The organism is Aeromonas lusitana (genome assembly GCF_002812985.1).
GTDB lineage: Bacteria > Pseudomonadota > Gammaproteobacteria > Enterobacterales > Aeromonadaceae > Aeromonas > Aeromonas lusitana.
This window is the reverse complement of the sequence record NZ_PGCP01000011.1, coordinates 29,981-43,443: the sequence shown is the minus strand read 5'-3', so window position 1 is coordinate 43,443 and position 13,463 is coordinate 29,981. Positions and strand designations below refer to the sequence as shown.

The following is a 13,463-nucleotide window of genomic DNA, read 5'->3' as shown; positions in this document are numbered from 1 at the left end:
AGGCCTGTCATGGAACTCTTGTCACTCGTTTACCGCCAATACCGTTGGCCCTTCATCCTCATTACCCTGCTCAGTCTGCTCAGTGCCGTGAGTGGGATAGGTGTTATCGCCTTTATCAATCAATCGCTTATCGAATCCGTTGGCGAGCCGTTGCCGGTGCTTGGCCAGCTGATCGGCCTCATTATCCTGCTGCTGGTCATTACCCTCGGCTCCCAGCTGGCGCTGACCACGCTCGGTCATCATTTCGTCTATCACCTGCGCGGCCGCCTGCTCAAGCAACTGCTGGATACCGACGTCGCGCGCATTCGCCAGATAGGGCAGGGGCCGCTGCTGGCCTCCCTCTCCAGCGACATAGGCCAGATCACTATTGCCTTCGTACGCCTGCCCGAGCTGGTGCAGGGGCTGGTGCTCACTCTTGGCTCCACTTTCTATCTCGGCTGGCTCTCCCCATCCCTGCTCGGTGTGACTGCGCTCTGGGTCACCTTCACCATGGTGGTGGGCTGGCTGCTGGTGAATCATGTCTATCGCCACCTGTCCCATATGCGTCAGGCCGAAGACAAGCTCTATCAGAACTACCAGTCCATCATCGACGGCAGCAAGGAGCTGGCGCTCAACCGCGAGCGGGCTCACTTCGTCTACCACCAGCTCTATGAGCGCAATGCCCAGGACTATCGCCGTCACGTCATCAGCGCCGATACCTATCACCTGAGCGCGGTGAACTGGTCGAATATCATGATGCTGGGGGCCATAGGTCTGGTGTTCTTCCTGGCCAATGGCCTCGGCTGGGCCAACACCAATGTGGCGGCAACCTTCGCCCTGACCCTGCTGTTCCTGCGCACCCCCTTGCTGCAGGGGATTGGCGCCTTGCCGACCCTGATCGCCGCCCAGGTGGCGTTTGACAAGATAGCTACCCTGACCCTGGCCGAGCCGGATCCCGCCTTCCCGTTGCCGCCGGCCCCCCGTGCCTGGCAGCGGATCCAGCTGGAGGAGGTGAGCTTTCACTATCAGGGGGAGGGCGGCTTTGCCGTGGGTCCCATCAATCTGACCATTGAGAAGGGAGAGCAGATCTTCATTATCGGTGGCAACGGCTCCGGCAAGTCGACCCTGGCCATGTTGCTGACCGGCCTCTATCAGCCTGTCTCGGGCCGGATCCTGCTGGATGGCGAGCCCATCGTGGATCACAACGCCTATCTGGCGCTCTTCTCCGCCATCTTCACCGACTATCACCTGTTCCAGCACCTGCTGGGGCCCGAGCCCAAGCAGGCCCTGATCGAAGAGTGGCTGGAGCGGCTACAGATGGGCAGCAAGCTTCGCATCGAGGGTGACTTCATCACCAACATCGAGCTCTCCCAGGGGCAGCGCAAGCGGGTCGCCCTGCTGCTGGCCCTGGCGGAGCAGCGGGAGGTTATGCTGTTTGACGAGTGGGCCGCGGATCAGGATCCTCAGTTCCGCCGCATCTTCTATCAGGTGCTGCTGCCGCGGCTCAAAGAGATGGGCAAGACGGTGATCGCCATCAGTCACGACGATCTCTACTTCTCCCAGGCGGATCGCCTGCTGGAAATGCGTCAGGGCCAACTCACCGAGCTGACCGGCGAACAACGTGCCCGGGTCAGCCAGGATGCGGTTGCCCATCTGGATACCGATTTGAATGCAGAGGTGCCGGTCTGAACCCGGCCAACAGGAACCGCTTATGTTTGAGATGAAAGCCGCCAGCTTTGCGGTCAATGGCCGCCAGCTGCTGCAACCCACCGACCTGCGCTTCGAGCAGGGTCAGGTCTATGGCCTCATCGGCCACAATGGCTCAGGCAAATCCACCCTGCTCAAGCTGCTGGCCCGCCAGCAGCCCATGAGCGGCGGCGAGATCCTGTTCGACGACAAGCCGCTGAGCGACTGGGGCAACCGGGACTTCGCCCGCCAGGTCGCCTACCTGCCCCAGCATCTGCCGAGTGCCGAGAACCTGACTGGCCGCGAGCTGGTGGAGATGGGGCGCTACCCCTGGCGCGGTCTGCTGGGCCGCATGCGGGAAGAAGATCACCGTCAGGTGGAAAAAGCCATCGAGCTCACTCACACCGAGCCCTTCGCCGATCGGCTGGTGGACACCCTCTCTGGCGGTGAGCGGGGCCGGGTCTGGCTCGCCATGCTGCTGGCCCAGGAGAGCCGTTTCATCCTGCTGGACGAGCCGCTGGCCGCCCTGGACGTGGCCCATCAGATGGAGGTGCTGACCCTGGTCAAGCAGCTCAGCCGTCAGCTCAACCTCGGGGTCATCATCGTCATCCACGACATCAACATGGCCTCCCGCTTCTGCGATCAACTGGTGGCGCTGCATACGGGTCGCCTGCTGATCCACGGTGAGCCTTCGCGCATCATGACCAGCGAGACCCTGCAGGACATCTATGGCATTCCCATGGAGGTGATGCGTCATCCGGCCCATGCCCACTCCATCGCCATCATCTAGCGGGGCCATCTCTATGCGTTTATTGAAGAAAATGGGCTGGCTCTGCTGTTTGCTGGCGCCGCTGCTGCTGCAAGCCGAACCGGCCAAGCCGGTCGCTACAGGGCTGGATAGCGGAAAGCCTGCGGGGACTGAGCAGATGCCCCGTATCGCGACGGTTGACTGGACCATAGCGGAAACCCTGCTGGCTCTCGGCGTCACGCCGCTGGCCATGGGGGATGTGGAGTCCTACCGCGCCTGGGTGAGGGAGCCCAAGCTGCCCGCCGAGGTGGTAGACATAGGCCTGCGGATGCAGCCCAACCGCGAGCTGCTGGCGGAGCTCAAACCCGATCTCATCCTCATCTCGCCGCTGATGGCATCGCTGGAACCCACCCTGTCCCGCATCGCACCTGTGCAATCCATCGCCCTCTATGAACCCGATGCGGATCTGTGGCAGCGGCTGCACGAGGCGACCCTGACAATCGCCGCCCTGGTGAACAAAACCGCCGAGGCCGAGCGCCAGCTCGCCGCGCTGGAGCGGGATCTGGCGCAGATGAAGGCACAACTGCCTGCGGATCTCCCCCCCCTGTTGCTGGTGCAATTTATCGACGAGCGCCATGTGCGGGTATTCGGCCGCCACAGCCTGTTCGAGGCGGTGATGAATCGGTTGGGGCTGCGCAACGCCTGGCAGGGGGAGACCAATGCCTGGGGCTTTTCCGTGGTCAGTCTCGAACAGTTCCTGGCACTTCCAGAGGCTCGGCTGGTGGTGGTCGATCCTATCCCGGTGGGGGTGAGTGAGCGGCTGCAGGAGCCGGGCCTGTGGCAGCATCTTCCTCTGGTGAAGCAGGGTAAGGTGCTGCACCTGTCCGCCGTCTGGAGCTTCGGTGGCCTGCTCGCCGCCCGCCGCTTCGCCGCTCTGTTGAGTGACGCCTTGCAAGAGGATCAGCCCTCCGATCCGGCAACTCAGATGACCGCCAAGGGGGCCGCCCAATGAACGCTATTCTTCCCGCCTCCCTGCTCAGGCCCGGTCTGTTCCTGCTGTTGCTCATCATCGCACTGGCTGGTTGGGATCTGGCTCACCAGCTGCCGCAGGCATTCTGGTGGCAGGCCCTGTTCTCGCCCCAGCTGGATGATGCTCGCCAGGCGGTGATCCACTTCAGCTGGCTGCCGAGGCTGGCTATTTGCCTGCTGGCCGGCGCCGCCCTCGGGCTGGCAGGCACCCTGATGCAGCAGGTGCTGCGCAATCCGCTCGCCTCGCCGACCACGCTCGGGGTTGCCTCCGGTGCCCAGCTGGCGCTGATGGTGGTGACCCTGTTTGCCCCGAGCTGGCTGCTGATCGGGCGCGAGTGGATCGCCATGCTGGGGGGGAGCCTCGCCATGGGGCTGGTGTTTGCCCTGGCCTGGCGTCGTCAGCTCAACCCGGTCGTCATAGTGTTCGCGGGCCTGGTGATCAACCTCTATCTGGCGGCCATCAGCCTGGGACTCCTGCTGTTCTTCCAAGAAGAGCTCAAAGGCCTGCTGGTGTGGGGCAGCGGCTCACTGGCCCAGACCAGCTGGAGCGGGGTCGGCTACCTGTTGCCACGGCTGCTGGTGGCTGGCGTGCTGGCGGCGCTGCTGACCCGCCCCTTGGCGGTGCTGGAGCTGGACGATGCCAGCGCTCGCAGCCTGGGGGTCTCCCTCAAGCACCTGAGATTCGCCGGCCTCGGCCTCGCTGTCTTCATTACGGCTTGCGTGGTGAGCGTGGTGGGGCTCATCGGCTTCATCGGCCTGGCGGCCCCCGTCATGGTGCGCATGCTGGGAGTGAGGCGGCTCGGCCTGCGCCTGCTGTGGGCACCGGTGCTGGGTGCCCTGTTGCTGGCGGCCACCGATCTGCTGCTGCAATCCCTGACCCGCTTCTGGCCCGTGCTGATCCCGACCGGTGCCATGACGGCCCTGTTGGGGGCGCCGCTGCTGCTCTGGCTGATCCCGCGCCTCACCTTCAAGTCATCGACGCCCAAGTCGGCCAGCGGACTGGTGGTGGAGCGGCATCCGGCGCCGGCCCGCTTCATCGGCTGGCTGGTGGCCGCTCTGCTGGTGGCCATGCTGGCTTCCCTGCTGTTCGGGCAGGGGATGCATGGCTGGGGCTGGCCGAGCTGGCTCAGATGGGAGGCTCAGCTGGAGTGGCGTTTGCCACGTACCCTGGCGGCCGCTGCGGCCGGCGTGCTGCTGGCCCTGGCGGGAACCCTGCTGCAGCGGGTCAGCAACAACCCCATGGCGAGCCCAGAGCTGCTGGGGGTGAGTGGTGGCACCTTTATGGGGGTGATCGCGACGGCCTTGCTGTTGCCAGCTTTGCCGCTGTCCATGATGCTGGTGGGAGGGCTAGTAGGGGCCTTTGGCTGCCTGCTGCTGTTGGTGCTCATTAACCGCAAGCATGGCTTCCAGCCGGAGCGTATCCTGCTGTCCGGCATCGCCATCACGGCGTTGTTCGAGCCGCTGCAGGCCATAGCGCTGGCCAACGGCGATCTGCGGGTGCAGCAACTGCTCTCCTGGATGTCCGGCTCCACCTATTACGTCACCCAGCCGGTGGCCGTGGCGCTGGCGGTGCTGGCGCTGCTGATGCTGGGGGTCTGCTTGCTGGTGAGCCGCTGGCTGGATCTGATGCCCATGGGACCGGCGGTGGCGACGGCGCTCGGCATTCGCCTTAACCGGGCCCAGCTCGTCATCCTGCTGCTGGTGGCCGTGCTCACCGCCAGTGCCACCATGGTGATAGGGCCGCTCTCCTTCGCCGGTCTGCTGGCGCCACACATGGCCAAGCTGATGGGGCTGGTGCGGGCGCGCTGGCACCTGCTCGGGGCGGCGGGTTGCGGCGCCTTGCTGATGGTGTCGGCGGACTGGATAGGTCAACAAGTCCTGTTCCCGCAGGAAGTGCCGGTCGGACTGGTATCCACCCTGTTAGGGGGCGCTTACTTCATGTGGTGCCTGCGCCGGCTATAGGTTTTAGAATAAAAAATGCACAAAAAAGCCCGGGATGAACCCGGGCTTTTTATTGTCTGCCGTGTGGCGTTATTTGCCGATGCAGAAACTGGAGAAGATGCGGCCCAGCAGATCGTCCGAGCTGAACTCACCGGTGATTTCACTCAGAGACTCCTGCGCCAGGCGCAGCTCCTCGGCCACCAGCTCACCCGCCACGAACACCTCCAGCTGCTCTTTCGCCACCAGCAGCCGCTCGGCGGCGCGCTCCAGTGCATCCAGGTGGCGGCGACGGGCCATAAAGCCCCCTTCGGTATTGCCCTGGAAGCCCATGCAGGCCTTGAGGTGCTCACGCAGGGCGGGCAGCCCCAGCTCTGTCTTGGCTGAGATGCGGTAGACGGCGTGGCCTTGCTCCTGGCTTGGGGAGAGATCTTCTCCGGTCAGATCGGCCTTGTTGCGTACGACGGTGAGGCCGATGTTTTTTGGCAACCGATCAACAAATTCCGGCCAGATCTCGTGGGGGTCTATGGCATCTGTGGTGGTACCATCCACCATAAACAGCACCCGGTCGGCCTGCTCTATCTCGGCCCAGGCGCGCTCTATGCCGATCTGCTCCACCTTGTCCTGGGTGTCGCGCAGGCCGGCGGTATCTATGATGTGCAGCGGCATGCCATCCAGGTGGATGTGCTCGCGCAGCACGTCGCGGGTGGTGCCGGCGATTTCGGTGACGATGGCGGACTCGCGCCCGGCCAGGGCGTTGAGCAGGCTCGACTTGCCGGCGTTGGGACGACCGGCGATCACCACCTTCATCCCTTCCCGCAGCAGGGCGCCTTGCTTGGCTTCACCGCGCACGTCGTCCAGTTCTGCCATGATGGCGTACAGATCGCCCGCTACCTTGCCGTCGGAGAGAAAATCGATCTCCTCGTCCGGGAAGTCGATGGCGGCCTCCACATAGATCCGCAACCGGGTGAGACTCTCTACCAGCTGCTGGATCTTGCCGGAGAACTGGCCCTGCAGGGAGTGCATGGCGCTGCGGGCGGCCTGCTCGCTGGAGGCCTCGATGAGATCGGCGATGGCTTCGGCCTGAGCCAGATCCAGCTTGTCGTTGAGGAAGGCGCGCTCGCTGAACTCGCCGGGGCGGGCGGGGCGGATGCCGTCAATCTGCAGGATGCGGCGGATCAGCATGTCCAGGATGACGGGGCCACCGTGACCCTGCAGCTCCAGCACGTCTTCGCCGGTGAAGCTGTTGGGAGCCTTGAACAGCAGGGCTATGCCCTGATCCAGCGGCTGACCCTGCTCGTCATTGAACGGCAGATATTCGGCGTAACGCACTCGAGGCAACTTGCCGAGTACCACCTCGGCGACCCGCTGGGCGGCGGGGCCGGAGACCCGGACTATGCCGACGCCACCCCGGCCGGGGGCGGTGGCCTGGGCCACGATCGTATCTGTTGTCATCTTGCTTGGCTCATGTGTTCGAAAAGCGAATGGGGACATTGTAATAAAAAAGGCGGCCCTAAGGCCGCCTCTTTTGTCATCGAGGAAGATTAGCTGCGGGTGTGCAGGCCTTTCTTCTCCAGCTGACGATAGATGATGGTCTGCTGGGTGATGGAGATGACGTTGCTCACCAGCCAGTACAGGGTCAGACCTGCCGGGAACCAGAGGAACATGAAGGTGAAGATGATCGGCATGAACTGCATCACTTTCTGTTGCATCGGGTCGGTGATGGTGGTCGGGCTCATCTTCTGCAGATACCACATGGAAGCACCCATGAGGATTGGCAGCACGAAGAAGGGGTCCTTCACCGACAGGTCGGTGATCCACAGGGTGAACGGCGCATGGCGCAGTTCAACCGACTCCATCAGTGCCCAGTACAGGGCAATGAAGATAGGCATCTGCACCAGGATCGGCAGACAGCCACCGAGCGGGTTGACCTTCTCCTTCTTGTACAGCTCCATCATGCCCTGGGACATCTTCTGACGATCGTCACCGAAGCGTTCCTTGAGCGCAGCCAGCTTGGGTTGCAGCATGCGCATCTTGGCCATGGAGGTGTACTGGGCCTTGGTCAGCGGGAACATGATACCGCGCACCAACAGGGTCAGCATGATGATGGCCACACCCCAGTTCTGGACGAAGCCGTGGAACACGGTCAGCAGCCAGTGCAGCGGTTGGGCGATGAACCAGAGCCAGCCGTAATCGACGGTCAGGTCCAGGTGGTTTGCCACCTTGGCCATCTGGTCTTGCAGCTTGGGACCGATCCACAGCTGGCTGGTCACTTCGGCTTGTTGGCCGGCAGCGATGTCTACCAGCGGCGCCTTGTAGCCGATGATGGCCTGGTCTTTACCCGGGATCACACGGCTGTAGAAGCTGTTGGTATCGTTGGCATTCGGTGCCCAGGCGGAGACGAAGTAGTGCTGCAGCATGGCGACCCAACCACCCTTGGTGGTTTTGTTCAGGTCGGCGTCCTGCATCTCGCTGAAGGTGTACTTCTTGTAGCGGGTATCTTCGCTGGAGAAGGCACCACCACGGTAGGCGCTGGCCACCATGGCATGACCTTCCTGATCCTTCGGCGTGGTCATGGTCTGCTTCAGCTGACCATAGAACTGCACCTGAACCGGTTCGGCAGACTTGTTGTCGATCTTGTAGTCGACGCCAACGGCATAGTCACCACGCTTGAGCACGAACTCCTTGGTGAAGACCACGCCCTTGCTGTCGGTCCAGGTCATGGGAACCACGACCTGATCCTGACCCTCGGCCAGTTGGTAGCTGGTCTGGGCGGCATCATAGGTAGGACGACCCTGAGCCTGACTGTCCGGGCCATCACGACCCACCAGGCCGCTCTGGGCAACATAGAGGTGTGCAGGCTGGCTGGTCAGCAGGGTGAACGGCTGATCCTTGCCTTCTTCCAGCTTATGGGCCAGCAGTTGGGCAGAAACGATATCACCGCCCTGGGTGTCCAGGGTCAGCTTGAGCACGTCGGAGGAGACGGTGATCAGCTTGCGTGCGGCGGTGGCGTTGGCTTGCTCGGAAACCTGAGGAATATCACCGGTCTGACCGGCTTCAGGTACGAAATGTTCGGTTTGGGCCACGGTAGTCGGGGCCGGCTTCGGAGCCTTGTCGGACTCCCACTGTTGCCAGAGCAAGAAGCTCACGAACAGCAAACCGATCAGGAGTAAATTGCGTTGTGATTCCATAGTCTTCAGTTTCTTCGCTTTGGTTGCGGAACCGGGTCATAACCACCCTCGGATAAGGGATGGCATTTTAATAGACGTTTGCTAGCTAACCAAACGCCTTTTATGAAACCGTGAAGTCGGATTGCTTCTATCGCAAATTGGGAACAAGTCGGAGTGAAACGGCAGCGCGGCCCGAGCAGGGGACTAATGATTAGCTGATACAGGCGTATCAGTTTGATAGCTACCCATTGCAACGGCGTGACAGAGTGCGCCATAGCTTTTCCAGTAACTTGAACAACTCCTCGTTATCCATCTCTTTGACGCCACCCTTGGCGATAACGACGATGTCGATAGCGGGCAGATTGGCTTGATTGAGGCGGAAGCTCTCCCGCACCACTCGTTTGACACGGTTACGCCAGACGGCACGCTTGAGTGCTTTTTTGGGCACGGCGAGGCCAAGACGGGGGTGTTCGAGGGTATTGGGGCAAGCAAGAAGCGTAATTTGCGGAGAAGCGGCCCGGACAGGCTCGGCGAAAACGCGTTTGAAGTGTTCGGGAGTTAACAGACGTAACTCCCGAGAGAAGGTGTGCTGGGTAGGCATTAGACTACCAGGCGGGCACGACCCTTGGCACGACGAGCGGCCAGAACTTTGCGACCGTTGGCAGTAGCCATGCGAGCGCGGAAACCGTGAGAGCGCTTGCGCTTCAGGTTGGACGGTTGAAAAGTACGTTTCATGATTCGATTCCGTATTTCTGTACAGTTTTGATTGTCACACTTAGCCGACGCGCCAGCTATAGCGTGTGACGACTAGCAAAAGAGGCCGAATTCTAAACAGAGTTCAGCTTCTCGTCAATCCGCCGTATCCCCTCATCTCGCCCTGACTCGGCAAAGAGGCAGTGAAAGCTGACAGGATCCGAAGGATCAAGGGCCCCGAATTATACTGGCAACCCGGTGTTAAACAAGGATCCTCCAATAAAAAAGGCGGCAAAGCCGCCAAAGAGAGAGCTAGTTAAGCACTTTCCGCAGGAACTCCCGGGTGCGGGGATCCTGCGGATCGACCAATATCTGACTCGGCGGGCCCTGTTCCACGATCCGGCCCCCCTCCATGAAGATCACCCGATCGGCCACATCACGGGCAAACTCGATCTCGTGGGTCACCACCACCATGGTCTGGTGCTGGCGCGCGAGTTGTTTCATCAGACCCAACACCTCATCGACCCATTCGGGATCGAGCGCCGAGGTGGGCTCATCGAACAGGATGACCTTGGAATGGGCCGCCATGGCACGGCCGATGCCGACCCGTTGCTGCTGGCCGCCGGACAGGGAGGCCGGGTAGGCATCCTGCTTGTCGGCGAGGCCTATGTCTTTGAGGATGCCGAGGGCGGTGGCGCGGGCCTCCGCCTTGGGCTGTTTCCAGACGGTCACCAGCCCCTCTGCTATGTTGTCCAGCGCCGTCTTGTTGGCAAACAGGGCGTAGTTCTGGAACACGAAGGAGGCGCGCTTGCGCAGCTCGATGGCCTGCTGCTCACTAGCGCGGGCCAGATCGAGCTGCAAATCGTCGATGGCAAGCTGACCCGCATCCGGGGTTTCCAGCAGGTTGAGGCAGCGTAGCAGGGTCGATTTACCGGTCCCGGAGGGGCCGATGATGACCACTATCTCCCCCTGCTTGACCTCCAGATCGATGCCGTTGAGCACCTGATTGCCGTGAAAGGCCTTGGATAGGCCGTTTAATTTGATCAAGGACCCTCCTTAATAGGCTCGGTTGAGGCGTACTTCCAGCAGGTGCTGCAAGCGGGTGAAGAAGATGACCACCACCCAGTAGACCAGGGCCACCGCCATGAAGCTCTCGAAGAACTTGAAGGAGGAAGCCGCTTCCATCTGCGCCTTGCCCATGATCTCCGCCACCCCCAGGGTGAAGGCCAGCGAGGTGCTCTTGATCATGTCGATGAAGTAGTTCATCAGAGACGGAGTCGCTATGCGGGCCGCCTGGGGCAGGATTATCCGCTGCATTGCCTGGTAACGGCTCATGCCGATACTGAGGGCTGCCTCCATCTGGCTCTTGTGGATACCCAGGATGGCGGCACGGATCGATTCCGCCATGTAGGCGGCGAAGTGCAGGGTCAGGCCTATGATGGCGGCGGTAAAGGCATCCATCCCCACGAAGATGGGGAACAGCTGTGGCAGGCCGTAATAGAGCAGGAACAGCTGGACGAGCAGGGGAGTACCTCGGAAGAACGAGATATACAGCATCGCCAGCCAGTGAAGTGCGGGAACGCGAAACACCCGCACTATCGCCAAAGCCAGCGACAGTACGAGTGCCAATACGAATCCCCACAGGGCCATTTCCATCGTGGTGCCCAGGTATTTGAGCAGGATGGGAAACAGCCCTAGCGTGTACTCGAGGTCGAATTCCATCATTTATTTGTTAGTGATGTCCGCTGCGAACCATTTTTCGGAGATCTTGGTCAGGGAGCCATCTTTGCGCATGGCGGTCAGGGCGTCGTCGACCTTGGCCAGCAGCGCCTGCTTCTCCGGGGTCTTCAGGAAGGGCAGGGCGTTCTCGATGGTCTCGAACGGTGCGCCAGCCTGTTGCAGCGGCAGCTTGGATTCCTTGATCAGCTGGGCGGTGGAGACGCGGTCCATCACGAAGGCATCGATACGACCCAGGGCGACATCCTGCTCAAAGGCGGAGTCATAGGTACGGATATCGATCTTCTTGTTCGGGTCGTTCTTGCGCAGCAGCTCTTCGAAGTTGGAGCCCAGGTTCACCGCAACCTTCTTGCCTTCCAGATCCTTGAGACCGTGGATGGTGCTGTTGCCCTTGCGCACTACTATCTGGGCGCCGTCATAGACATAAGGCTGGGAGAAGGCGTACTTGGCCTTGCGCTCGTCTGTGATGGTGATCTGGTTGGAGATGGTATCGACGCGGCCGGTTTCCAGCATGCCGAACAGGCCGGAGAAGCTGGCGGTGACGAACTCTACCTTGTAACCGGTGCGCTCACCGATCTGGTTCCACATGTCCACCTCGAAGCCTTGCAGCTTGTCCTGCTTGACGAAGGTGAACGGGAAATATTTACCGGACATGCCGACCTTGATGGTTTCCTGGGCGATGGCCTGGCCGGACAGGGTGGCCAGCAGAATGGCGGCGCCGGAAATCAGCTTGATTGTGGTTTTCATGGGGATTCCTCTCTCTGTAGTTCTGTATTTTTAGTTGTAATCACGGGTTGGCGCAGATGTTATTGGAATAAAATATAAAGAATAAATGATATTTGGTTATATAAAATAACCAGGGCAATGCCGAATCATTCTGTCCACATTGCCCGCCGATGGCTGTGGGTAACTTTGGGGATGAAATCAGATCCTGGGGCGCTGGATCCTTGAAAGTCAAGGATCTTATTTGCTGGATCCGGGTGGCGGCAACTGGAGATCCAGCCGCTAAAAACGTAGAATAGCCGGTCTTTACTTAATCAATTGACGGGAGTCTAGAGTGACTGCTTCGCTATGGCAGCAGTGCCTTAACCGGCTGCAAGATGAGTTGCCCTCGGCAGAATTCAGCATGTGGATCCGGCCGCTTCAAGCGGAGTTGAGTGACAATACTCTGACCCTGTATGCACCGAATCGCTTCGTCCTGGACTGGGTACGCGACAAGTACCTGCTCCGGGTCAATGGCATCATCAACGAGCTGTGTGGAGCGGATGCTCCCACCCTGCGTTTTGACATCGGTAATCGTCCCCATCCCGTCGCGGTCGCCAGAGCGCCGGCGCGCGGTGCCGAGCCTGTGAATAACTCTCACAAGAGCTGGGAAAGCAAGACGGAAACCAAGCCCGAGCCGAACCACAAGAGCAACACCAACGTGAACTATACCTTCGAGAATTTCGTCGAAGGTAAGTCCAACCAGTTGGCTCGTGCGGCGGCCCGTCAGGTGGCAGACAATCCGGGTGGCGCCTACAACCCGCTGTTCCTCTACGGTGGCACAGGTCTGGGTAAAACCCACCTGCTGCATGCCGTCGGCAATGCCATCAAGGATCGCAAGAAAGACGCCAAAGTCATCTACATGCACTCCGAGCGTTTCGTTCAGGACATGGTGAAGGCGCTGCAGAATAATGCCATTGAAGAGTTCAAGCGTTATTACCGTAGCGTCGATGCCCTGCTCATCGATGACATCCAGTTCTTCGCCAACAAGGAGCGCTCCCAAGAGGAGTTCTTCCATACCTTCAACGCCTTGCTTGAGGGTAACCAGCAGATCATCCTGACCTCGGATCGCTATCCGAAGGAGATCAACGGGGTGGAGGATCGCCTCAAGTCCCGCTTCGGCTGGGGCCTGACCGTGGCGATCGAACCGCCCGAGCTGGAGACACGGGTCGCGATCCTGATGCGCAAGGCGGACGAGAACCAGATCCACCTGCCGGATGAAGTGGCCTTCTTCATCGCCAAGCGACTGAGATCCAACGTCCGTGAACTGGAAGGGGCCCTCAACCGGGTGATCGCCAATGCCAACTTCACCGGCCGTGCCATCAACATCGACTTCGTGCGCGAGGCATTGCGCGACTTGCTGGCGTTGCAGGAGAAGCTGGTCACCATCGACAACATCCAGAAGACGGTGGCGGAGTATTACAAGATCAAGCTGGCGGATCTGCTGTCCAAACGCCGCTCACGCTCAGTTGCCCGACCTCGCCAATTGGCGATGGCCCTGGCCAAGGAGCTGACGAACCACAGTTTGCCGGAAATCGGGGATGCCTTTGGTGGCCGTGACCACACTACCGTTCTTCATGCTTGCCGCAAGATCGAGCAGCTGAAGGAAGAGAGTCACGACATCAAGGAAGACTATTCCAACCTGATCCGTACCCTTTCTTCCTGATAACGGAACCAAGTGGACAGATGCAGTGTGAATATTCCAACCTGATCCGAACCTT

General features: G+C 60.6%; 13 protein-coding genes. 5 read left to right on the top strand and 8 right to left on the bottom strand.

The features are described from left to right. Positions 1-9 precede the first annotated feature (9 nt). Genes CUC44_RS08075 through fhuB form a run of 4 tightly spaced genes read left to right on the top strand, consistent with a single transcriptional unit; the run spans position 10 to position 5,404 of the window. Positions 10-1,668, top strand: coding sequence for a multidrug ABC transporter permease/ATP-binding protein (locus tag CUC44_RS08075; RefSeq protein WP_100859457.1), 1,659 nt, complete (start codon positions 10-12; stop codon positions 1,666-1,668). A 22-nt stretch (positions 1,669-1,690) separates the two neighbouring features. Continuing rightward, on the top strand, positions 1,691-2,455 hold the full coding sequence (locus CUC44_RS08070; RefSeq protein WP_100859456.1) for an ATP-binding cassette domain-containing protein: 765 nt from the start codon (positions 1,691-1,693) through the stop codon (positions 2,453-2,455). A gap of 13 nt (positions 2,456-2,468) precedes the next feature. Continuing rightward, complete coding sequence (locus tag CUC44_RS08065) at positions 2,469-3,425, top strand: ABC transporter substrate-binding protein (protein ID WP_100859455.1); 957 nt, start codon at positions 2,469-2,471, stop codon at positions 3,423-3,425. Next, positions 3,422-5,404: a Fe(3+)-hydroxamate ABC transporter permease FhuB gene (gene fhuB, locus CUC44_RS08060; protein ID WP_100859454.1), complete on the top strand. Its 1,983-nt coding sequence runs from the start codon at positions 3,422-3,424 to the stop codon at positions 5,402-5,404. Before CUC44_RS08065 ends, fhuB begins: the two co-directional genes overlap by 4 nt. Before the next feature lie 69 nt (positions 5,405-5,473). On the opposite strand, the gene mnmE is transcribed toward fhuB, so the two are convergent. The 8 genes from mnmE to CUC44_RS08020 form a co-directional block, all read right to left on the bottom strand. Next, positions 5,474-6,835: a tRNA uridine-5-carboxymethylaminomethyl(34) synthesis GTPase MnmE gene (gene mnmE, locus CUC44_RS08055; RefSeq protein WP_100859453.1), complete on the bottom strand. Its 1,362-nt coding sequence runs from the start codon at positions 6,833-6,835 to the stop codon at positions 5,474-5,476. An 89-nt stretch (positions 6,836-6,924) separates the two neighbouring features. Further along, positions 6,925-8,571 carry a membrane protein insertase YidC gene (yidC, locus tag CUC44_RS08050; RefSeq protein ID WP_100859452.1) on the bottom strand — a complete coding sequence of 549 codons (1,647 nt, stop codon included), beginning with the start codon at positions 8,569-8,571 and terminating at the stop codon, positions 6,925-6,927. Between the two features lie 5 nt (positions 8,572-8,576). Next, positions 8,577-8,825, bottom strand: coding sequence for a membrane protein insertion efficiency factor YidD (gene yidD, locus CUC44_RS08045; RefSeq protein ID WP_010672280.1), 249 nt, complete (start codon positions 8,823-8,825; stop codon positions 8,577-8,579). Beyond that, positions 8,792-9,151, bottom strand: coding sequence for a ribonuclease P protein component (gene rnpA, locus CUC44_RS08040; RefSeq protein WP_033129678.1), 360 nt, complete (start codon positions 9,149-9,151; stop codon positions 8,792-8,794). Before rnpA ends, yidD begins: the two co-directional genes overlap by 34 nt. Then, the gene (rpmH, locus tag CUC44_RS08035; RefSeq protein ID WP_005307156.1) at positions 9,151-9,285 is read right to left on the bottom strand and encodes a 50S ribosomal protein L34; all 135 of its coding nucleotides are present in this window, start codon (positions 9,283-9,285) and stop codon (positions 9,151-9,153) included. The genes rnpA and rpmH overlap by 1 nt, the downstream gene beginning before the upstream one ends. 270 nt (positions 9,286-9,555) lie before the next feature. Next, on the bottom strand, positions 9,556-10,290 hold the full coding sequence (locus tag CUC44_RS08030) for an amino acid ABC transporter ATP-binding protein (RefSeq protein WP_100859451.1): 735 nt from the start codon (positions 10,288-10,290) through the stop codon (positions 9,556-9,558). 9 nt (positions 10,291-10,299) lie between these two features. Next, positions 10,300-10,968: an amino acid ABC transporter permease gene (locus CUC44_RS08025; protein WP_100859450.1), complete on the bottom strand. Its 669-nt coding sequence runs from the start codon at positions 10,966-10,968 to the stop codon at positions 10,300-10,302. After that, a complete protein-coding gene (locus tag CUC44_RS08020; protein WP_100859449.1) occupies positions 10,969-11,727 on the bottom strand; it encodes an amino acid ABC transporter substrate-binding protein in 759 nt (252 codons plus the stop codon). A gap of 310 nt (positions 11,728-12,037) precedes the next feature. On the opposite strand from CUC44_RS08020, the gene dnaA reads away from it, so the two are divergent. After that, positions 12,038-13,408 carry a chromosomal replication initiator protein DnaA gene (gene dnaA, locus CUC44_RS08015; protein ID WP_100859448.1) on the top strand — a complete coding sequence of 457 codons (1,371 nt, stop codon included), beginning with the start codon at positions 12,038-12,040 and terminating at the stop codon, positions 13,406-13,408. Positions 13,409-13,463 lie beyond the last annotated feature (55 nt).

Coding starts and splice junctions, on each gene's coding strand:
- CUC44_RS08075 (WP_100859457.1), top strand. CDS start 10: ATGGAACTCTTGTCACTCGTTTACCGCCAATACCGTTGGCCCTTCATC.
- CUC44_RS08070 (WP_100859456.1), top strand. CDS start 1,691: ATGTTTGAGATGAAAGCCGCCAGCTTTGCGGTCAATGGCCGCCAGCTG.
- CUC44_RS08065 (WP_100859455.1), top strand. CDS start 2,469: ATGCGTTTATTGAAGAAAATGGGCTGGCTCTGCTGTTTGCTGGCGCCG.
- fhuB (WP_100859454.1), top strand. CDS start 3,422: ATGAACGCTATTCTTCCCGCCTCCCTGCTCAGGCCCGGTCTGTTCCTG.
- mnmE (WP_100859453.1), bottom strand. CDS start 6,835: ATGACAACAGATACGATCGTGGCCCAGGCCACCGCCCCCGGCCGGGGT.
- yidC (WP_100859452.1), bottom strand. CDS start 8,571: ATGGAATCACAACGCAATTTACTCCTGATCGGTTTGCTGTTCGTGAGC.
- yidD (WP_010672280.1), bottom strand. CDS start 8,825: ATGGCGCACTCTGTCACGCCGTTGCAATGGGTAGCTATCAAACTGATA.
- rnpA (WP_033129678.1), bottom strand. CDS start 9,151: ATGCCTACCCAGCACACCTTCTCTCGGGAGTTACGTCTGTTAACTCCC.
- rpmH (WP_005307156.1), bottom strand. CDS start 9,285: ATGAAACGTACTTTTCAACCGTCCAACCTGAAGCGCAAGCGCTCTCAC.
- CUC44_RS08025 (WP_100859450.1), bottom strand. CDS start 10,968: ATGATGGAATTCGACCTCGAGTACACGCTAGGGCTGTTTCCCATCCTG.
- CUC44_RS08020 (WP_100859449.1), bottom strand. CDS start 11,727: ATGAAAACCACAATCAAGCTGATTTCCGGCGCCGCCATTCTGCTGGCC.